Genomic DNA, 19,189 nt, shown 5'->3' with positions numbered 1-19,189 from the left:
GATGGTATTCTTCGGGCATGAAACTCATCCTCAAATGGATTTTCAGCGCGGCCGCCCTGCTCGCGGTCACCTACCTGTATTCGGGCGTGGTGGTGAGCAGCTTTACCGGCGCGCTGATCGCGGCTGCCGTGCTGGGCGCGCTCAACATGGTGGTGCGCCCCATCCTCGTGCTGCTGACGCTGCCCGTGACGCTGGTGACGCTGGGGCTGTTCCTCTTCGTCGTCAACGCGCTCATGTTCTGGGCCGCGGCCGGCCTGACCAGCAACCTGATGAACGTCACGGGTTTCGTCGCCGCGCTGATAGGCTCACTGATTTATTCAGCGCTGCAGCTAGTGATCGACTTTGTCCTGGAGCGCCTGTTCCTTGATAAGTGATTCCGTCTGGCGCGTTCGCGTGTCGAGGATGGAGCCTTCCACATAATCGGCGCTGCCGGGGTTGCTCCGCATCAAGGCCTGCGCCGCCTTGAACCGGTCCAGCGCCGCCGGATAGTCCAACTGCGCCGCCCGGCTTTCCGCGTCGGCGCGGATCGCCCGCACATTCTGGTTCTGGTTGCCGTAGGCGACCGCAAGCAGCTGCCAGGCCGTCGCATCCTTGGGATGCGCGGCCACCCAGGTCTGCAACCGGCCTGACACATCCTGGGCCCGCTGCGCGGCCAGCAGCGAGCGCGCCTGGGTCAAGACCTCCGCGCGCGACGCCGCCTTTGAAATATCGAAGCTCGCGGCCGTGGCCGGGACCACGCCGGCCAGCAGGTCGATGTCGACGGCCAGCAAATCCGCCGCACCGGCCGCCTGCGGCACCTCCGCGACCAGCGGCCTGAGTTTTGCCAGCAGGCTTCGGGCGCCCGCGAAATCGCGCAGCTGCGCCGCCGCATAAGCGCCCGCGTACACAACGCCGGCATCGCGCACGTTGTCGGCCGAGGCCGGCGACTGCAAAACCAGGGGCGCGGTGCGGCGCTGGGCCTCCGCCACCATGGAGCGCAGGGCGTCAACCCCGGGCGCCGCCAGAATGCGCGCGCGCGCGGCCATCATCGCGTGCAGCACACGGGCCTTGCCGGCCTCGACCAGCTTTTCACGCGAAGGCTTCTCGGCCTCGGCGGAGGCCAGCTGCACGCGCGCCTGCGCCGCGGCAATCCGTTCGGTGGTCAGCGGATGGGAGCGCAGGTAGGGAAAGGAGCCATTGTCGTTCAGGCGCGAGGCCTGCTGCAGCTTTTCGAACATGGTGGTCACGCCGCGGCTTTCAAAACCGGCATCGGTCATCACGCCGAAGCCGATGCGGTCCGCTTCCCTTTCCATGTCCCTTGAGAAATTGAGCTGGTTTTGCACCGCGACCGCCTGGCCGCCGACGATGGCAGCGCTGGCGGCGTCGCCGTTTTTCCCGGCCGCCAGGGCGCCCAGGATCATGGCGGCAATCATCCACGGCGTCTGGCGCGACTGCTGCGTCAGCATGCGCGAAATGTGCCGCTGCGTGACGTGGCTGAGCTCGTGGCCGAGCACGGCGGCCATTTCGTCCGCATTGCCGACCGCGGCGATCAGGCCCAGGTGCACGCCGAAGTACCCGCCGGGCAAGGCAAACGCATTGATGCTGCGGTCCCGGATCAGGAACACCTGCCAGGCAAAGCGCTCTTCAAGCTCGGCATGCAGCTCCCCGCGCGTGCGCGCGGCGGCCACCAGCGGCAGCCAGATACTTTGCAGGTAGTCGGTCAGCACCGGATCGTCGATGTAATCCGGGTCCCGGTAAATGCTCGCGGCGATGCGGTCGCCGATCCGGCGCTCCGCGGCAGCCGCCAGTTCAGACGTTTCACCCAGCGAGGGCAAGGAGCCCGCCGTGGTGCCGGGCACGCTGGCGGGCGCCTGGGCCAGCGAGAGGTTGGCTGAAGCCACCCATGCGAGCACAGCCAGCGCCAGCCGGCCCAAAACAGGGCCTCGCCTCGGCGGCCGGATTTTCCTAGAACGAATCAATGGGTACAAAAGCGATGACCTCTGCGGTGTTGGTGTCCAGCAAGACCGTCCAGAATGTTTTGCGCCCCACCATGGGGATATAGCCTATGGGCCTGGGCTTGTCACTCCCGCCGGAGGCTGACTTCAGCGCGGCGTCAATTTCGGCCCCCTGGGCCGGAAAACGTTTTTTGAGTTCCTCCAGTGGCTTGGCACGTGCCAAGACCTGGGACTTACCCTGATCGTAGCGCTGCCAGAACCCGGGACGCGTGCCCAGGGGCTTGCCCGCCAGGGCCTCAAAAGTCGTATCGGAGCGCTCCTTGTCGTCCTTGAACTCGCGCACCGAGAGCAATGTGGGTCCCGTCAGCGGTAGCGTACCCAAACCCGCCGGCGCCCGTGCCAGCTCGTCCCTGGGTACCTCAATGGCATGAACGGCTCTGAACCGGTCTATTTCGAACACCAGGTGCACGGGGCGCACCACGGCCACCGTCCATAAGCCGTAGGCCAGCGCGGCCAGCTGGAACAGGCCGATCACCATCAGATCGCGCCTCAGCACCTTGGGGGCTTTCTTGATGTTGAACACCGCCAGGGTCAACAAAGGCCCCATGACCACGTCAACGGCCACCACGATCATGAACAACTCGCGGCCGCCTGAGATTTCCCGGTAAGGATAGGGATACCAGACGACAAAAACCAGCGCCGCCGCGAAAGCCGCAATGGTCAGGCTGATACCAAAATGCACACCCGCCGCCAGCAAACGGCTCTTGAGGGGACTTTGACTCGCAAACATGGTCTTATGATGAGGGCCCGTTGTAAAGGTTTCGTAAAAGCATGGCCTCCCCTCCCGCACTCACCCACTTTGACGGCCAAGGCCAAGCTCACATGGTTGACGTGGCGGGCAAGGCGGCCACACACCGTGTCGCCATTGCGCAGGGCCGTATCGTAATGAATCCGGCGACCTTGTCCATCATTCTTGAAGGCAACGCCAAAAAAGGAGACGTCCTGGGCATCGCGCGTGTGGCCGGCATCATGGCCGCCAAAAAAACCAGCGAGCTGATTCCCCTGTGCCATCCGCTGGCCCTGACCCGCGTGGCCATCGACTTCCTGCCGCAGGAGAGCGATTCCAGCGTCGCCTGCCGCGCCACCGTGGAAACCGTCGGCCCCACGGGAGTGGAAATGGAGGCCCTCACCGCAGTACAGGTGGCCTTGCTGACGATTTACGACATGTGCAAGGCGGCCGACCGCGCCATGACCATCACTGACGTGAAGCTGCTCGAAAAGCACGGCGGGAAATCCGGCAGCTTCACCAATTCCTGAGCTAAGGCAAACGCTCAACACCGTCGGGCAAACCGGCATTTGCCGCTGCCCAGCGCGCGTGCTCCTTCGGGAAAGCCGCCCGGTAACGCGCCAAATGCATCAGGGCCTCGTCGTCAAGCCCCAGCATGACAGCGCTTTCAATCACTTTTTCAATCATGGACGGCTCGGGCGAATAGTGCAGCAGGGCCGTCGCCGTATCAAAGGTCCACCGGGCGTTGTCACGCGTCAAGGGCGTCAGGTTCAGCTCGGCAAAACTGACCTGGTTGCGAAACAGCCATGAGTCCCGGATCTTGGCCAGGGTACCGTCACGGTAAGCCGCATCGCGGTCCTGAGGAGCCAGGTAAATCTGGCTGACACGGTGGTAGTCCCATACGGCGTAGGCGCAGCACACCATCGCCGCCACGGCCAGCAGCCGCCTCCAAACAGGCGCTCCTGGCGCGCCAGACGCCGGCGCGTCGCCGCCGCTGCGCCACAGCAAGCCTACGCACAAGCCAAAAGCAATCTGAAACGGCCCGTACCACAGGGGGTATTCGAGCAGGCTGTGCAGCAGGATCACCGCCAGCACGCTCCAGGCCAGCTGGCGTGCTGCATCCGTTTCGCGCCATGGCCGCCGCCGCAGTATCCACCACCCGCCAAAGCCGCAAACCAGCACCGCCACCGGGACGCCCAGCTCAACCGCCAAATGCAAAGGCAGGTTATGGGCATTGTCCAGAATCTCGCAGAACCGCGGCCCGGCATACAAAGTGGCGTAATGCGCATAGTCCAGTTCCCCCCAGCCCCAACCCAGCCAGGGTTTAAGCGCAATCAGGTCCAGCACGTTGGACCACAACACCTTGCGGCTCGCACATGCCAGTTCGCCGCCGCGCAGCCGGGCCAGCATGCCGTGCGCCGCCGGGTCAAACCCCAACAACCAGGGCAGCGCCAGCGTCGCCACGGCATAGGCCAGCACCGCCGCGAGCAAAAGGCGCAAAACGCGTGGCTGGCGCCATGCACCCCACAACCCGGCCAGGACACAAAGCACGACCAGCTCCAGCAAGCCCGCGCGCGAGGAAGATGCGGCATTGCCGGCCGCCAGCAAGCAAGCCCCCAGATACACCAGCCACTGGCGAGGCCCGTCTGTACTGCGCCGGCTGGCAACCCAGATCAGAGCCGCCAGGGCGATATTGGTGAGGCTGGCAAACTGGTTGCGCTGGCGAAGGTTGGCGAACGCCTCCCCGGGCACTGGCGTCTGGCTTACCCACGCCCCCAGCGCCGCCGTGGCGCCGAAGTATTGGAACAAGCCTACCAGGCTGCTGAGCAGGCCGGCAAGCAGCCAGGCCCAAGCCGCCGCTGCCACCCAGCGCTGGGCAAAAGAAGCTTCACTTGAGGGCTGGCCCGAAACAGCGCGCAGCGGGGCCAGGCACACCAGGGCCGCCGCCGCGGCGAGCGACACCAGCCAGGGCACCACGCCTGGCGAGGGGCCGGGCGCAAGCGGGTTAAGCCAGGGGAGTGCCAGAAAAAGGATGGCGATCAATTGCATAAAGGTAGGACGCCGGAAGGCTCGAAGCGATCACTTATCCGAAACGATGAGAACAAGACCGAAGCTTGCGAGATTAACTGATCCGGGCGGCCGGGGGGGGGGGTTGCGTCGGCGCAGGCGAATGGCAAGCACGGCCATCAGGCCAATCCCCAGCCGCCGGTCCGCCGGCTCGCACCGGCAAGACATTCGAAGCACAACAGCATCGTCTTTTCAGGCTCCCATGCGTTAGCATCGTGCCGTTACGCCTTGCAACCCTGTAAGAACAAGGCTTTTCGCGCCGGTACAGCCATCCATCACCGAAAAATATGCACACCCCCTGCGAACAAGCGCGACCCAAGCTCACTCGAGCCGGGCTTGCGACCTTAACCGATGGAGCGCTTGCCAAGTCATGAGCGCGGTTGTTTTAAACCCTCTTCGGATCGCGTCCGATATCTGGCGTCACCGCTATCTCCTTGGCCAGCTTATCAAACGGGACGTGCTGCTGCGTTACAGAGGCGCCATGTTTGGCGTGTTGTGGATTTTCCTCAGCCCGCTGCTGATGCTCGCGATCTTCGCCTTCATCTTCGGCCAGGTCTTCCAGACACGCTGGCCCCAGCAGGACAGCGGCCTGCCGTTCTGGCTGCTGCTCTACAGCGGTCTGATTACCTTCAACATTTTTTCCGAAACAGTTTCCCGCGCCCCGGTATCCGTGCGCGGCTATTCGAGTTTTGTAAAAAAAATCATCTTTCCGGTGCACATCCTGCCCGTCGTTCCCTTGGGGGCAGCCCTGGTCCATAGCACATTCAATTTCCTCATACTGGTGGCCGCGCTGGCTTGGGCGGGGAGATTGCATGGCCAGATTGTGCTTTTCCCGCTTTTGTTGCTCCCCGTGTTGTTACTCGCACTGGGGCTGTCATGGTTCGTCGCGGCATGGGGTGTTTTTATCAAGGACATGACGCAAATTATTCCTGTATTCGTGCAGATGCTCATGTTCCTGTCGCCTGTGTTTTATCCCATCAGTGCGGTGCCGGCCGCGTTGCGCCCCGCCTACGAATACAACCCGTTGGGAATAGTGATCGAAGCCTCTCGCGCTGCAGTCACCGGCCGGCCGATTGAATGGAGCACATGGGGCATGGCGCTGGGCGTTTGCCTGGGTGCGTCGGTGCTAGGGTATGCTTTTTTCCAGCACAGCCGGGAGGAATTCGCCGATGCACTCTGACGTCGTGATTTCCGCCAACCACCTGACCAAAACCTATCGCATCTTCGGTCACCCGGGCGACCGGATCAAGCAAGCATTTACGCTCGGTCGAATACGCTTTCACCGCGAATTCACCGCGCTGAAAGATGTCTCTTTTGAGATAAAAAAAGGAGAGACCGTCGGCATCATCGGCCGCAACGGATCCGGCAAGAGCACACTGCTCCAGCTGATTTGCGGCATTCTTAATCCAAGCGCGGGCTCGGTGAAGATCAATGGACGAATTTCGGCATTGCTGGAATTGGGTGCGGGTTTCAATCCGGAATTCACGGGCCGGGAGAATGTTTACTTCCAGGGCGCAGTGATGGGCCTCAAGAGAGCCGAGATTGACGAGCGTTTCGACCAAATCGCGGCCTTCGCCGATATCGGCGAATTTATTGACCAGCCGGTGCGGATCTATTCAAGCGGCATGTTTGTCCGGCTTGCGTTCGCTGTGGCCGTCAACGTCGATCCGGACGTTCTGGTTGTGGATGAGGCCTTGGCAGTGGGGGATATGGAATTCCAGGAGCGCTCCATCACACGGATGAGAAGCTTGCAGAGTACCGGAACAACCATTCTTCTCGTGACCCACTCAATGCCCGCAGTCAGAAATTTCTGCCAGCGAGCAATCTGGCTGGATGGCGGGGAGGTGATGCAAAGCGGCGACGCACCCATAGTTTGTGCCGCCTACCAAGCACACATCCATCAAGACGTCCGCAGGAGAAACCAAGCCAGGGAAGATTCGCATGCGCTCCACGAAGGAACCCAAAGCGGCCAGCCATCAAGGCGAAACAAGATAATCGCAATTACAAAGGCCGCCGTAGAGAACGAGCACCTGGCGGTGGGCGGCAGTTTGGTACTGCGGTTTTCGCTGCAGTTTCCTGGATCGGCGCCTGGGCCGGGAAAATTCGGCCTGGGGGTACTGATCCACAATGATCAGGGCAAATTGATCGCAATTTTCAACACCGTTCGCGACGATATCTTTCTCTCGGAAGCAGTGCAACATATTAGTCTTTGTGTTCCTAGCATCGGATTTATACCAGGTCACTATTGGGTTTCAGCCAATGTTTGCGACCGCGACGCCATGTTCGCTTACGATGAATTTGAGCGATGCGCGTCGTTCGAAGTGGTGAATGAGCTCAGCCTCAAGGGCATTCCTCGATGGGAAGGGGAGGTTGCCTGTGCGCATACTTGGCTTTGGTAAATGGCATTTGCGGAGAACCGAAGTTCTCGCGGTTGGCAATAAAGCGCTCCTGTCAGGAAAACACCGCCTGGTGGGAATCACCCGGGTTCGTAACGAATCGCTTATCTTGGGCGACACCCTCGACTATGTCGGGGAGCAGGTTGACGCCATTGTTGCGTATGACGATGCAAGTACCGACGGTACGCTCGATATCCTTCTCAATCATCCCAAGGTTGCGATGGTGATCGGAAATACCCTGTGGGAGAGCGATACAGTTGCGCGCCTCTCAGCCGAAACAAGGCACAGAGGACTTCTGCTTCAGCTTGCACGTTCAAAGCTGAATTTCGACTGGACCCTTTGCTTCGATGCAGATGAACGAATTACGGGCGATCTCCGCGAATTCATTGGCAGCGAGTCCGTCGCAAGATGCAATGGCATACGGGTCCGGTTGTTTGATGCTTATATGACAGCGGATGACCATAGCCCATTTGTACATGGACAACGCCTACTAGATTTTCGGCGATTTTTCGGTCCCGAACAAAGAGATATCCTGATGCTATGGAGAAATCTTCCGGTCGTTCGATACGCAGGGTTAGATTCAAGAGAACCCACTGGGGTCGATCACGTGATCACCAATTTTTACTGCCAGCACTATGGCAAGGCGATCTCCATCGATCAATGGGAAGAAACCTGCGACTACTATGTAAGGCATTTCCCACCCGAAACCTATGGGCAGAAATGGCTAGCCCGCAAAGGGCGCGCAGTGCATGCGCAATCTGATTTTGCGAGACCGCTGTTCGAATGGGGCGCCGATCTTTTCAACAATTCAGTCCGGATAGACCAAGCTGCATCTGCCCTGCCAGAGAACCATAAAGCTGGACCTTTCTCCAATTGAAAACTACTCCCGTCAAGCGCGCCATTGTCGCCAGCCATAGCTTGGTCGGCTATGCAGGCTCGGAGGTGTTAACGCTGGAGCTTGCTATTGAGTTGCGCGACATGGGCTGGGAAGTTTCGGTTGCCGCCCTATTGACGGGTGAGCCTATGGCATCTGAATTTGGGAAGCATGGATTCCGAATTGTTGACTTGCTTGGGGAGCCATCTGCCGTCGGCAGCCTCAAGTTCGACTTGGCGTGGATTCATCACGCCCCGGTCTTGTATGAGCTTTTTCTGGTCCAGAAGATTGAAGCCGACACGATTGTTTTCTCCAGCCTTTCCCACTTTGATCCACTTGAAGTGGTTCCTCAGTACAGAGCCAAGGTCGATCTACTGCTCGCCAACTCCTTTGAGAACGGAAATCACATTCAAGGAGAACTGGGACTGGATGCCGGCCAGGTTATCGTTTTTCCCAATGCCGTTCCCAGCAATTACTGGGACTCTCGCAAAAAGTCTCACAATTCTGCCGCGAAGCATGTGGCGATCATCAGCAATCACCCCCCTCCCGAAGTGCTGGAAGCAACAGCTCTTCTTAAGAAACAAGGCATTGCCGTCACCCATATCGGCGTAGGGGGTACCCCTGTATTGATAAATCCCGGTCTGCTGCTGAACTACGATGTGGTGATAAGCATTGGCAAGACCGTCCCGTATTGTTTTGCCTTGAAGGTACCTGTTTATTGCTACGATCACTTTGGCGGGCCTGGCTGGCTACGTGAGGAAGACTTCGTCCTTGCCGGCCAGAACAATTTCTCCGGCCGAGGGTTTTTCAAAAAGACACCCGAAACCATTGCGGAGGAGATTGTCAAGGGATATCGCGAGTCACTTGACAGACTTGATGTGCACCTGAATTTTGCCGAACGTTTTCTTAACCTACGGGAAAATCTGATATCGCTCTTTGCTCACCCCCGAATCTTGCCCTCTGAAAAGGAGCCTGCCAATGGCGTCAATCAGCTTTTGATGCAACATAGGCAATACATCCGGCTCGCGAAGTTCTTCAGTGCTCGAGAAGCGGAACTCAGCAAGGAACTATCGCGCGTGAAGTCGACCGTCTCCTGGCGCATTACCAAGCCCTTACGGTTTATCTGGAACAGGCTTTCTCGAAGCGCCAAGTAACGGCTTTCGGCACCGATCAGCCGGATAAGGAAAGGATATGCGGGTCAAGGCGACGTGATGACCAAGACTTTACGGCGTCCTCTTGTATTTCCTGAAATATTATCCAAACTCCTATTTGCCAAGAGCCCCGATTGTGAGCCGCCCACCTCTCATTAACGCAAACAAGAATGGCCAGCCCGCGCCTGGGAACAGCGACGAAAGTCGCCCACGCGTCAACGTCATCATCCCCATTTACCGCGGCATTGATGAAACACGTCGATGTTTGGAAAGTGTTCTGGCCTCAGAACTCGGTGAAGATGTTTTTGTCACACTGATCAATGACGCCTCTCCCGAGCCGGAAATGCTTCCGCTGCTCGAGCAGTACGCCGGGATGCCCTTGGTCACCTTATTGCACAACCCGGTCAATCTTGGCTTTGTCGCGACAGTCAACCGCGGCATGGCGCTTCTGCCGCAAGCCGATGTGGTACTGCTCAATAGCGATACCGAAGTGCCGGCCCGCTGGCTGGGACGTTTGCAGAGATGCGCCTATGCGGCACCTGAGATCGGCACCGTCACGCCCTTTTCCAACAATGCCACCATCTGCAGCTATCCCCAATTTTGTTCAGACAATTTGATGCCCCATGGGTATTCCGTCGCAACACTGGATGCACTGTTTGGCAAAGCCAATGCGAATCAGTTTGTGGACATACCTTCGGCGGTTGGATTTTGCATGTATATCAGGCGTGATTGCCTGGACCAAACCGGGCCATTTGATGAAGAGCGCTTCGGCAGGGGATATGGCGAGGAAAACGATTTTTGCCTGAGGGCCGCGGCCAAGGGATGGCGTCATGTGTTATGCATGGATACGTTTGTGTTTCATGCGGGCTCAGTCAGTTTTTCCAGTGAGAGGGAGGCACTCACGACAAATGCCCTCAAGCTGGTGATCGAGCGCTACCCCAAGTACTCCGCCATAGTTCAGCGGCATATTTCGCAAGACCCCGCTAGGCATTTTCGTCATCGCGTTGACCTGCTGCGCCTGGTAGACAACGGGAAACCGGTCATTTTGCTGGTCAGCCACCGGCTCGGTGGCGGGGTGGTCAAGCATGAGCAGGAACTGTCGCGCTTGTTCAGGGAAGAAGCCAACTTTCTTCGCCTGACGCCTGGCCTCAACGGCCAGGTCGATGTTTCCTGGTACAGGGATGGTGAATCGCTTCGGTTGTATTTCCAACTTCCAAATGATTGGCAAGAACTGGTCGACTTTCTGCGACTTGCGCAAGTGACCCGAATTCACTTCCATCACTTAAGGGACGTGCCCCCTCAAATCGATGGACTGCCTCAGGCGCTGGGGGTTGTTTACGATTTCACGGTCCATGACTATTTCCCGATTTGTCCGAGAGTGAACCTCACCCGTACGGGTCATAGCTATTGCGGTGAGCCCCCGGAAGCGGAGTGCAAGGCCTGCCTCAGGAGTGCACCAAAGAACCAACGTGATATCCGGGCATGGCGATCAAACTATGAGAGCTTGCTCGCGGGTGCCGAACGCGTTTTCGTTCCAAGCCATGATGTCGCAGTTCGATTGAAGCGTTACTTTCAACTTCCTAATCTCATCGTTGCTCCCCACACCGATTTGCAAGGACTGGAAATTCCCGCGTTCCGCCCTCACGGCATCGAATCAGCAGAGCCTTTACGTATCGTCGTGATTGGCGCCTTGAGCGCGGCCAAGGGCGCTGATTTACTGGAGTCGGTAGCCCTCGAGGCAAAAGACAGGGGCTTGTTGCTCGAGTTTCACTTGATTGGTCGCCCTTCGCATAAGCTGGCCATAAAACCAAAGAGCCTGCTGACGATTTCAGGCGCCTACCATGACGACGAGCTTCAGGGGTTGCTGAAGGCCGCCAACCCCCATCTCATCTGGTTTCCCGCGCTTTGCCCAGAAACTTACAGCTATACATTGAGCGCGGCACTGATTTCCAACCTGCCCGTGGTGGCACCTGATTTGGGCGCCTTTGCAGAACGCCTGGCAAACAGGCCATGGAGTTGGATATGCCAGTGGAATCAATCGGCTCATGATTGGAACAACTTCTTTATCCACCTACGGGAAACCCATTTCCTTTCAGGCACTTCGCCGCCCCACGTCCCCTTTCCCTTCCCCTTTCCAAATACCAATGTTGATTTGGCCGCCATCTACTTGAGGACAGATAAGGCGCCTGCGAAAATGACGGGGGGCCAGGATGCGATTACCCGTTTTGCCGACACGCACACCACGGTCAAATTACCATTCATCAGGCGCACGATGGTTGGCATGCGAGGCCATGTGTTGCGGTTGGGGCTTACGCTACGGTCCCATCCCTTGCTTGCGAGACTGGTGCGTCGGGTGCCGCTGCACTGGCAACATCGGGTTCGGCACTGGCTGGTGAAATAACCAGCGCCAGTCCTGCCGGCTTGCCATCAAGCCAGTGGCTTGGCCTCAATCGCCTCTGTTGTGTTTGTACCCGCCCCCGTCACCTGATCCTGGGTACGCCGTACCGAGCCAGCAGCCTCAATTTATGGGGGAACCAGTTGAAAGGCATGAAGAACGCCCGACGACCGATTTTTCTTGCCGCTTGCGCCTGGCGCCTCTGGATATTCAGTTCTGCGCGTCTTTCCCACAAGGCCCATAAGCAGGCCAGGTAAATATCCCGGAACAAACGAGCGTCGCGCTTGATCAGGGCGAGCAAGCCTCCTTCAAACATCAGAAGCGCCAGATGAACTACCGTGATCAACTGGAAGAACGGGGCCGGATAAGTACACACCATGACGAAACTCTTGTTTCGCTCGGACAATGCCCGCCGCCTGAAGGTCGTGGCCAACCGCCCCTCTATCGCCTTGCCCCCACCGAAACTCATGCCAACCCGATGCCTATAACCAGAGCTATCCAAGGTGCGGACGGGATAGTCCGCCAGTCGCGCGCGGCAACACAGATACAGGTCTTCCCCGATGCTACCGAACCATTCCGGGAAGCCGCCTAACTCCTCCCACAAGGCACTGGGAATCCACAAGCAAGCACCTATCACCATGGCAACATCGCGTCGAGCCGGGTCCAGGTTGGGAACGGGATTGAGGAAGGGATCGAGCAGGCACCCGCGATCGATCAATGCACCGCTCACGGCGTCATATTGAGGCAGGCTGAGGATGGCATGCCGGTCAAGGTGATTCGCCTCGGTGAGCAGCGTCCGCAATGCATCCGGATAAAGTGCCGCGTCATTGTTGAGCAGCAGCAGATAGTTGCCTTTGGCTTCGGCCACCATGCGATTATTTGCCACGCAAAAACCGACATTGGTGTTGCTGATGATCAGCCGCACCTGCGGATAGGCTTCTTGAATGTATGCCGCGGATCCGTCGTTGGAGGCATCGTCATGGACCAGTATTTCCAGGGAAATATGGCCTTCCTGCGCCAGGACCGATTGCAGGCACTCATCGATCACCTCCATGCCGTTGTAGTTGGCAATGCATACGGAAATCAAGGGACGGTTGTCATCCATGCCGGTGCAGCCAATCCCAGGTCCGTGCTATACCCTCCGCCAGCCCCACCGTGGGTCGCCAGCCCAATCGTGCATTGAGGCGGGAGTTGTCGAGCACCACGCTGCGAACATCAATACCCCTTCCTGGCCTGAAAACTGTCAGCACTTTCCTACCGGATTGCGCTTCAACAAGGCCGCGAACCTGGTTGACACTAAAACCCGTGCCGCTGCCGAGGTTGTAAGTGCCGGAGTCTTGCGGCAGGTTCACAAAGCCCGCCGCGGCATCAACGACGTCGTCGATGTAGATGAAATCGCGAATATTTTCCCCGTCTCCCCACACCTCCAGCGGCGTGCCGGCATAAGCATGTTCGAGCATGGTACGCACGAGACCAAATCCGTTTTTTATTACCTGGCCTGGTCCATAGGCATTCGACGGGCGAAGGATCGTAATGGGATGGCCCTCGGTCCTGAGCGCGTTGCAAAAGGCCTCCTGCGAGGCCTTGCTTGCCCCGTGGTTGGAAAGCGGTGCGAGCGGGCTGTCCTCCGTCACGGGCAGGGTCAGGGGATTGCCATACACAGTTCCCCCGGAAGAGAAGAAGATCAGGTGTGTCTGTGGCTGCTTTTTCAGCAAGTCCAGCAAACGCAAGGTCAAGGCGAGATTGCCCAGTTCCAGGCCCGGGCTGGCAGCGGATGCTCCCGGCGTGGTGGAGCAGGCCAGATGCACCACCGTGCCGCATTGAGGCAGCACCTGCTCAAGCTGCGCCTCCTGTTGGCGGCCGAGGATATGCACAGGCCTCTTCTCATCTTGCAGGCGCCTGGCCAGGGCACTGCCGATGAAGCCCGCGCCGCCCAGCAGCAATACCCCGTCGCGCCTCACGCGCTGCGCTCCAGAAGATTTTGGTAGGCCACGACATAACGGCCGGCGCAACCGTCCCAGGTGCCTATTGATTCCTTGATCCAGTCTCGAGCCGCTTGACCCGTGACCTGGTTATGCATAGGGTCCTCCAGCCATTCCAGGCCCTGGGACAGCTCCTCACGGCCGGCCGCAAGCCAACCCGTGACGCGATGCTGCACCATGTCGCGGTGGGCCGGCAAGTTGGAAGCAAGGACTGGCAAGCCCGCGGCCATCGCTTCCAGCATCACCTGCGGCCGTCCCTCGTCATGACGGCTGAGGGTGATCAAGCCGCAGGCCTGGGGGAACCAGTTTTCAAGCAAATCAGCCGGATGCGTGGGGCCGTGGTAACGCACCCAGGAAGGAAGTTCAATCGTCTCCTGCATAGGACCAAACAAGTGCAATTGCCGTTCAACGCCAAAAAAGCCCTCGCCCCAATTGAACAGGTCGCCGATCTTGTCACGGGTCAGCCGGGTCACCGCCAGCCAGTTCCGCGTGCTGCCCGCCAGAGGCTGGCGCTGCACCGCAAACCAGGGGTCGTCCACGCCAAAGGCGATCGGGCGAATTTCGGCGAGGTCACCAAAGGCCTGCTCCAGGGCCGGCCGCATCCACTCGGCGTTGGGCGCCAGGATCGCGCGGCGTTGCCGCAACACGGCGCGTAACAAGGCCTTCATGCCGGGCAACCGAAGCAGGCCAAAATCGCTGCCCAGCACGGTGATCAACGCCGGTGTTGTGGTACCCCACAGGGGCAGGGCATTCTGGAGCCAGTTGACGTGGACGACGTCGGCCGGTTGGCGGCGATAGGTGCGGCCCAGGCGCGCCAGCAGGGCCAGAATGGTTCCGGCGGCAAGCGCCTTGCGGGTGCGCAGCAAGTGCGCAATGCCGCCTTGCTGAGACAGGCGTCCCAGCCAGAGTGCATCGGCCGGCGTCATCGCGGCGACTACGCCGGCGGGCAGTTCACCCGGCGGCGCCCATAGCGAAAGGCTGACGTCGCCGCGCCGGGCCAGTGCGCCCGCCTGATTGGCAATGAAACGGCCACGCCAATCCTGCGGACTTTCCGGGTAGGAGGTGCTGCTCATCAGGACGTTCAAGCGTTTGCCTTCTTCAAGGATGGGCTCAGTCAACATACATGGAGGGCGCAGCCTTTCCGCGGGGCCGCAACAATTGCCATTGTGGCTTTTCTTTCAGGCAATCGGCAGCCCATTCCGGAAGTTCCTTGCTGCCAATGAACAGGATGCCCGGGCCCGGAGTGTTGGCCCAATGTGCACAGTCGCTGCCTTCGGGTGAATAGGCTTTCGCGCCCGTCAAGTACCGGATATAGAGCGGACGATAGTCGGTCAGTATGACGGTCGACGCTTCGACGGGGCCTATGCTTTCCTTGATCGCGCGGCTGGTCGGCGAGGTGTCGCGCAATTCCCTAAAACCAAGGCTAAACGCGGACCGCCAGCGCGGAATGCCGTCGGATGCGTAGCTTGCGCGAACTCTGCCGGCCTGGTCAAGGCCGGCATAAACCAGCAGGCCCAGCAGCAAGGCCACCAATATTTTCCGGGTGTCCAGGGTTCGGTCCGAGAAGGCGGCGCCCACCGCGGGCGCCATCGCAAGAATGAGAAATGGAAACACAACCCCCACCATGCGCAGATCCACATCGACCGTGGTCTGGATTCTCCTGGCGTAAAGCAGGAACAGCAGGTAGCCCATGAACCAGACCATCGGAAGCCAGATCTCGGGCGGGCGCAACCATTGCGCGCCGCCGCGGCGAAACGCCTTGTAGACCACAAAAGCGGCCGCGATGAGCATCGGGATTTCCAGATTCGCCCGCAGCACCATGCTGAACGCAAAGAAGCAATGTTCAAACAGGTCCGCGATGATGGCCAGGTCGTCCAGCCATCGGCCGGTTTTCGGCATTCCCCCGCGCGCGGACCCGGAGATGTTTCCAGCGAGCTGCCAATTGCGAACCCACAAGGGCAGGGCCACCGCCGCAGCCAACAGCATGGCGCCGGCGGCATGCAGGATGCGCTTGCTCAAGGCTGAATTCGATGCCGCAAGAACTGAAAATCCCAGCAGGGGAAGAAAGACCACGCCGGCATACCGGACCCAATTGGTACTCCCCGCCAGGATGGCCGCGACCGCGAGCCAGATAAGCTTTCCCCCGGACAATCGATATTTCCATACAGCCGCATAGGCCAACAGCACCAGGGGCACGAACAGGGTCTCGCTCCACGCATGGCCATACACAATCATATTGGTCGGCGTGAACGCGTTCACGGCGGCCATGACGCCAGCGACCACGGGATTGCCGGTGGACCTCCAGCAGATCCAGAAAATGACCAGCGTGGTGAGCGCCAGCAAAGCCGGGTTCAACAGCGCAGGCACATCGTCGACATTGCCATTCGCCAAACCCAGGGCCGAGGCCCACAACGCCGGATAGGCGGGGGGCCAGTTCAGCAGAGGTCGGAACTCCGGCGTTTGCGTCGCCACGTTACTTGACTGCATCGGGTGTCCGGCCGCGAACTGGAGCGCGGCATCCCGGTACGTCAGGGAGTCCATCGTGTAAGCGACTCGCCCGTCCGTCGCACACAGCATCAGGCCCAACGCTATCGCCAATGCGGCCAGGGCGAGTGCCCAAGGTACCAGCTTATGGCAAAGCGTGCGGCGAGCGGAATTCAATGTCATGGTCAAGAGGATTTCCAGGCCGATGGGGAAGCTGACGCTCCTGTTCCCGCACACGCACTATTCTCCTTCCTGGTCGCTGGTATCGATGTTTTTGTAGTGCAGCGCGGATATCTGCTCGGAAACAATGCCGATCAGGAAAGTGAAGACGGCCGATATGAACAACAAGGCGCTCATGTTGGTAAACCGGCCCGCCGTCAGGTAGGTATACAGGTAGTAGGTCAGTCCCGTCAGGAAGAAGCCCGCGCTGATGGGCAGGAAAAGCTTTTGCGGCGAAAAAAGCGTGCCGATCTTGATGATGATCAGCAGAAAACGCAAACCGTCTCGCAGCGGATGGATATGGCTGGCGCCGCTGTTCCTGCGCGGCGAATGGATAGGCACATACGCCACGCCATAACCGGCACGAAAGAAGCTCATGGTGATCGTTGTCGGATACGAGAAGCCATTGGGCAGGAGATAGAGGAACTGGCGAAACCGTGCCGCGCGAACCACCCTGAATCCCGAGGTGAGGTCGGCAATCGGCTGCATCACCATCCAGCTTGCGAAGCGGCTGAAGATGTCGTTGGCGGCCGCGCGATGCAAGCCGGCCTGGGAACCCGCCTGCCGCGCGCCCACCACCATGTCATAACCCTTGTTGAATTCCTCGAGCAGGCCGGGAATGTCTTCGGGCTTGTGCTGGCCGTCGGCATCCATGAAAACAATCACCGCCCCAAGCGCCGCCCGGGCGCCGGTCTTGACGGCCGCGCCGTTGCCTTTGGCGTAAGGATGCCGCAGGTGTTTTACGCGGTGTTCGGCGCACACGGCGGGAGTGTCATCGGTGGAGCCGTCGTCAACCACCAGCACCTCCGCATCAGGGGCCACGGCCAGGATGCGAGGCAGGATATCCCGCAAGCCCGCCGCTTCGTTTCTAGCGGGAAGGACGATGGAGAGGGGGACGGTATGGGGCATTGGCAGGCGGCCGGTTGGTGTCAACGTGCCGTCATGTTAAGCGCAGCGAGCAGCTCGTCGAGCGTCTTTCGCTCTTCGGCCGAAAAATACACCGTCCGCAATGCCATAAGCAGTTGCCGGGCCTGCGCCATCTCCCCGGAGATCATGAGCAGCTGTGCCCACTTGAGGCGATTGCTCGGATTGGACGGGTTCAGCGCCAAGGATTGGCCCAAAGCGCGGCGGGCCGCTGCAAGGTCGTGCTCATGGAGCCAGAGATAGTCGGCATGCCAGGAGTGCAGTATGGCCTGGATCCCGGGCGATACCCCGGGGTTGGCCAGCGCGGCGGCGAACACCGCGTCCATCTCCGCCCGGGTAAGGCATACCGAGCCGGCAATCGACATCTCTTTCATGTTGTACAGCACGCCTGTATCGCCCGGTGCAAAAGGCGTCTCCCGCAGCCGTCGCGCCAGTTCTTCGATGTCCGCCTGTTTTGCCGGCATGCCCGCCTTGCAGTCCAGGTGGATCAACCCGAGCCAGCTCATCTTGAGGTTCGGGTCGAGCTTGCCGGCCATCTCGTAACGCGTGCGGGCCAAAGCATAAGTGGGCGAATCTCGCAAAGCCGCATCCGGCAGTCCCGCCAACGAGATCCCGGCCTCGTGCTGGGCGCGGGCCGACGAAGGATGGTTACGGGCCTCGACCTGGGTGCGCCGCACTTCCTCGCCGAACTGGTGTGAACGCAAGGCTGTGACGAGCAAGGAATAGCCCAGTGCCGCCGCCGCGAGCATGACGCCAATCCTCCTGTGCGCCCCCTGCCGTTCCAGTGCGAGCATCAAAGCCCATCCTGCCACCATCAAGACACCCAGGACGGGCAGGTAATTGCGGTGCTCGTGCACAAGCTCCAGGGGCAATACGGTGGACTCCAGTGCGTGCCCGATCAGAAACCACAAGATGCCGAACGCGACAAGCGGCGCGCGTGTTCGCGTCCACCACGCGAGCAATGCCAGGCCAGCCAGCCCCAGCAAGGCGGGCAGGGTTGTCCACGGAGAAAGCAGGCCGGTAGAAACCACAAAATCGTCGTGGTACAGACCGAAGGCCTTGAGGTCCGGGACCACAATCAGGTCAAGGTAAAACCAGAGCACCCGGCCTTCCGTCAGCAGGCGCTCCGTCAGTGAGAACGGGCGCAGCTGATAACCGGCCCATAACCATTGCCCGCGAGCGGACAGCGCATAGGCCAATCCAGCCGCCAGGAGCAGGGCCGTCAAGGCCGTCAACCCGCGCGCAAAGCGATCGAGGTGCCCGACTACGCTCCTGCGCACCAGCAGTTCCCAAGCAAGCACAAACACGGGAAACAGCAGGCCGCTTTCCTTGCTGAGGCAGGAAAGCGGCCAGAAAACAGCCCATGCCAGCAAGAGCCATGCGGCGGCCACCCGGCCCACGCGCTCCCGCCCGCGGATATGCAGCAACAGCGCGGCGAGCAGAAAGAAGGCCGACAGGCTGGTCATGCGCTGCACTACATGCAAAACCGGGAGCAGCTGGATGGGATGCAGCAGCCACAGCGCGGTCACGGCGCCGGATGCGATCAGGAGATTGCGCTGCTGGGCCAGCGGCTTGACGGTGCCCAACAGGCGCCGGGTCAAGGCAAACACCAGGAATCCACAGGCAAGGTGGATGGCAAGATTGGTCGCCTTGAAAACAAAGGGATCGAGTCCGCTGAAATAGTGGTTGAGCGCGAAACTCAACTGGGCGACCGGCCTGCCCGAGGGGCCGGCACCACCGCTGGCCAGGGCCTGGTGGAGGGACTCCGAAGACAAGGTCTCAAGGCGCACACCCTCCGCGAGGGTGATGCTGGGGCCGTCGTCAAAAAAGAAATTGCCGTGCAAGCCCGGCCAGTAGATGGCAACAAGAACACCGACAAAGACGGAGGCAGCCGCCAGGAGGTATCGGATTCGAATCATGCGCAAAAATGAAAAAAGCCCCTTGGCGATGCCAAGGGGCTTTTTATCCAATCAATC

The 19,189-nt window shown here is 59.9% G+C and carries 16 protein-coding genes; 7 read left to right on the top strand and 9 right to left on the bottom strand.

Annotated features, from left to right (window positions below):
• Positions 1-17 precede the first annotated feature (17 nt).
• A complete protein-coding gene (locus AC1D09_RS18150; protein ID WP_477662120.1) occupies positions 18-374 on the top strand; it encodes a phage holin family protein in 357 nt (118 codons plus the stop codon).
• Here AC1D09_RS18150 and AC1D09_RS18145 read toward each other — a convergent pair.
• Positions 330-1,913, bottom strand: a complete 1,584-nt coding sequence (locus AC1D09_RS18145; RefSeq protein ID WP_477662121.1) for a M48 family metalloprotease — start codon at positions 1,911-1,913, stop codon at positions 330-332. The genes AC1D09_RS18150 and AC1D09_RS18145 overlap by 45 nt on opposite strands.
• A 31-nt stretch (positions 1,914-1,944) precedes the next feature.
• Positions 1,945-2,724, bottom strand: coding sequence for a TfpX/TfpZ family type IV pilin accessory protein (gene tfpZ / locus AC1D09_RS18140; RefSeq protein WP_477662122.1), 780 nt, complete (start codon positions 2,722-2,724; stop codon positions 1,945-1,947).
• 41 nt (positions 2,725-2,765) lie between these two features.
• Between tfpZ and moaC the strand changes: the two genes are divergently transcribed.
• Complete coding sequence (gene moaC / locus AC1D09_RS18135; protein WP_477662123.1) at positions 2,766-3,251, top strand: cyclic pyranopterin monophosphate synthase MoaC; 486 nt, start codon at positions 2,766-2,768, stop codon at positions 3,249-3,251.
• 1 nt (position 3,252) lies between these two features.
• Here the strand turns inward: moaC and AC1D09_RS18130 are convergent, their stop codons facing one another.
• Positions 3,253-4,770, bottom strand: coding sequence for a PglL family O-oligosaccharyltransferase (locus AC1D09_RS18130; RefSeq protein WP_477662124.1), 1,518 nt, complete (start codon positions 4,768-4,770; stop codon positions 3,253-3,255).
• Between the two features lie 388 nt (positions 4,771-5,158).
• On the opposite strand from AC1D09_RS18130, the gene AC1D09_RS18125 reads away from it, so the two are divergent.
• From AC1D09_RS18125 to AC1D09_RS18105, 5 genes are all read left to right on the top strand, one after another.
• On the top strand, positions 5,159-5,968 hold the full coding sequence (locus tag AC1D09_RS18125) for an ABC transporter permease (RefSeq protein WP_477662125.1): 810 nt from the start codon (positions 5,159-5,161) through the stop codon (positions 5,966-5,968).
• Positions 5,958-7,187, top strand: coding sequence for an ABC transporter ATP-binding protein (locus AC1D09_RS18120; RefSeq protein ID WP_477662126.1), 1,230 nt, complete (start codon positions 5,958-5,960; stop codon positions 7,185-7,187). The genes AC1D09_RS18125 and AC1D09_RS18120 overlap by 11 nt, the downstream gene beginning before the upstream one ends.
• The gene (locus AC1D09_RS18115) at positions 7,117-8,061 is read left to right on the top strand and encodes a glycosyltransferase family 2 protein (protein ID WP_477701159.1); all 945 of its coding nucleotides are present in this window, start codon (positions 7,117-7,119) and stop codon (positions 8,059-8,061) included. The genes AC1D09_RS18120 and AC1D09_RS18115 overlap by 71 nt, the downstream gene beginning before the upstream one ends.
• Positions 8,058-9,212 carry a glycosyltransferase family protein gene (locus AC1D09_RS18110; protein ID WP_477662128.1) on the top strand — a complete coding sequence of 385 codons (1,155 nt, stop codon included), beginning with the start codon at positions 8,058-8,060 and terminating at the stop codon, positions 9,210-9,212. The genes AC1D09_RS18115 and AC1D09_RS18110 overlap by 4 nt, the downstream gene beginning before the upstream one ends.
• A gap of 82 nt (positions 9,213-9,294) precedes the next feature.
• On the top strand, positions 9,295-11,610 hold the full coding sequence (locus AC1D09_RS18105) for a glycosyltransferase (protein WP_477662129.1): 2,316 nt from the start codon (positions 9,295-9,297) through the stop codon (positions 11,608-11,610).
• Between the two features lie 79 nt (positions 11,611-11,689).
• Here the strand turns inward: AC1D09_RS18105 and AC1D09_RS18100 are convergent, their stop codons facing one another.
• Genes AC1D09_RS18100 through AC1D09_RS18075 form a run of 6 tightly spaced genes read right to left on the bottom strand, consistent with a single transcriptional unit; the run spans position 11,690 to position 19,183 of the window.
• Positions 11,690-12,709, bottom strand: coding sequence for a glycosyltransferase family 2 protein (locus AC1D09_RS18100; RefSeq protein WP_477662130.1), 1,020 nt, complete (start codon positions 12,707-12,709; stop codon positions 11,690-11,692).
• Positions 12,702-13,565, bottom strand: a complete 864-nt coding sequence (locus AC1D09_RS18095; protein ID WP_477662131.1) for an NAD-dependent epimerase/dehydratase family protein — start codon at positions 13,563-13,565, stop codon at positions 12,702-12,704. Before AC1D09_RS18095 ends, AC1D09_RS18100 begins: the two co-directional genes overlap by 8 nt.
• Entirely contained in the window at positions 13,562-14,671 is a 1,110-nt protein-coding gene (locus AC1D09_RS18090; protein WP_477662132.1) for a glycosyltransferase family 4 protein, read from the bottom strand. Before AC1D09_RS18090 ends, AC1D09_RS18095 begins: the two co-directional genes overlap by 4 nt.
• Positions 14,672-14,696: 25 nt before the next feature.
• Positions 14,697-16,253: a hypothetical protein gene (locus AC1D09_RS18085; protein WP_477662133.1), complete on the bottom strand. Its 1,557-nt coding sequence runs from the start codon at positions 16,251-16,253 to the stop codon at positions 14,697-14,699.
• Positions 16,254-16,310: 57 nt separating this feature from the next.
• The gene (locus AC1D09_RS18080) at positions 16,311-17,198 is read right to left on the bottom strand and encodes a glycosyltransferase family 2 protein (protein ID WP_477662134.1); all 888 of its coding nucleotides are present in this window, start codon (positions 17,196-17,198) and stop codon (positions 16,311-16,313) included.
• Between the two features lie 20 nt (positions 17,199-17,218).
• Complete coding sequence (locus AC1D09_RS18075) at positions 17,219-19,183, bottom strand: tetratricopeptide repeat protein (protein WP_477662135.1); 1,965 nt, start codon at positions 19,181-19,183, stop codon at positions 17,219-17,221.
• Positions 19,184-19,189 lie beyond the last annotated feature (6 nt).

It is taken from the genome of Polaromonas sp. P1_A2 (genome assembly GCF_056406895.1).
This window is presented reverse-complemented; position numbering and strand designations above follow the sequence as displayed.

Bases quoted from the DNA above. Each gene is read 5' to 3' on its own strand.
- AC1D09_RS18150 (WP_477662120.1), top strand. From the start codon at position 18: ATGAAACTCATCCTCAAATGGATTTTCAGCGCGGCCGCCCTGCTCGCG.
- tfpZ (WP_477662122.1), bottom strand. From the start codon at position 2,724: ATGTTTGCGAGTCAAAGTCCCCTCAAGAGCCGTTTGCTGGCGGCGGGT.
- moaC (WP_477662123.1), top strand. From the start codon at position 2,766: ATGGCCTCCCCTCCCGCACTCACCCACTTTGACGGCCAAGGCCAAGCT.
- AC1D09_RS18130 (WP_477662124.1), bottom strand. From the start codon at position 4,770: ATGCAATTGATCGCCATCCTTTTTCTGGCACTCCCCTGGCTTAACCCG.
- AC1D09_RS18125 (WP_477662125.1), top strand. From the start codon at position 5,159: ATGAGCGCGGTTGTTTTAAACCCTCTTCGGATCGCGTCCGATATCTGG.
- AC1D09_RS18120 (WP_477662126.1), top strand. From the start codon at position 5,958: ATGCACTCTGACGTCGTGATTTCCGCCAACCACCTGACCAAAACCTAT.
- AC1D09_RS18115 (WP_477701159.1), top strand. From the start codon at position 7,117: ATGAGCTCAGCCTCAAGGGCATTCCTCGATGGGAAGGGGAGGTTGCCT.
- AC1D09_RS18100 (WP_477662130.1), bottom strand. From the start codon at position 12,709: ATGGATGACAACCGTCCCTTGATTTCCGTATGCATTGCCAACTACAAC.
- AC1D09_RS18085 (WP_477662133.1), bottom strand. From the start codon at position 16,253: ATGACATTGAATTCCGCTCGCCGCACGCTTTGCCATAAGCTGGTACCT.
- AC1D09_RS18080 (WP_477662134.1), bottom strand. From the start codon at position 17,198: ATGCCCCATACCGTCCCCCTCTCCATCGTCCTTCCCGCTAGAAACGAA.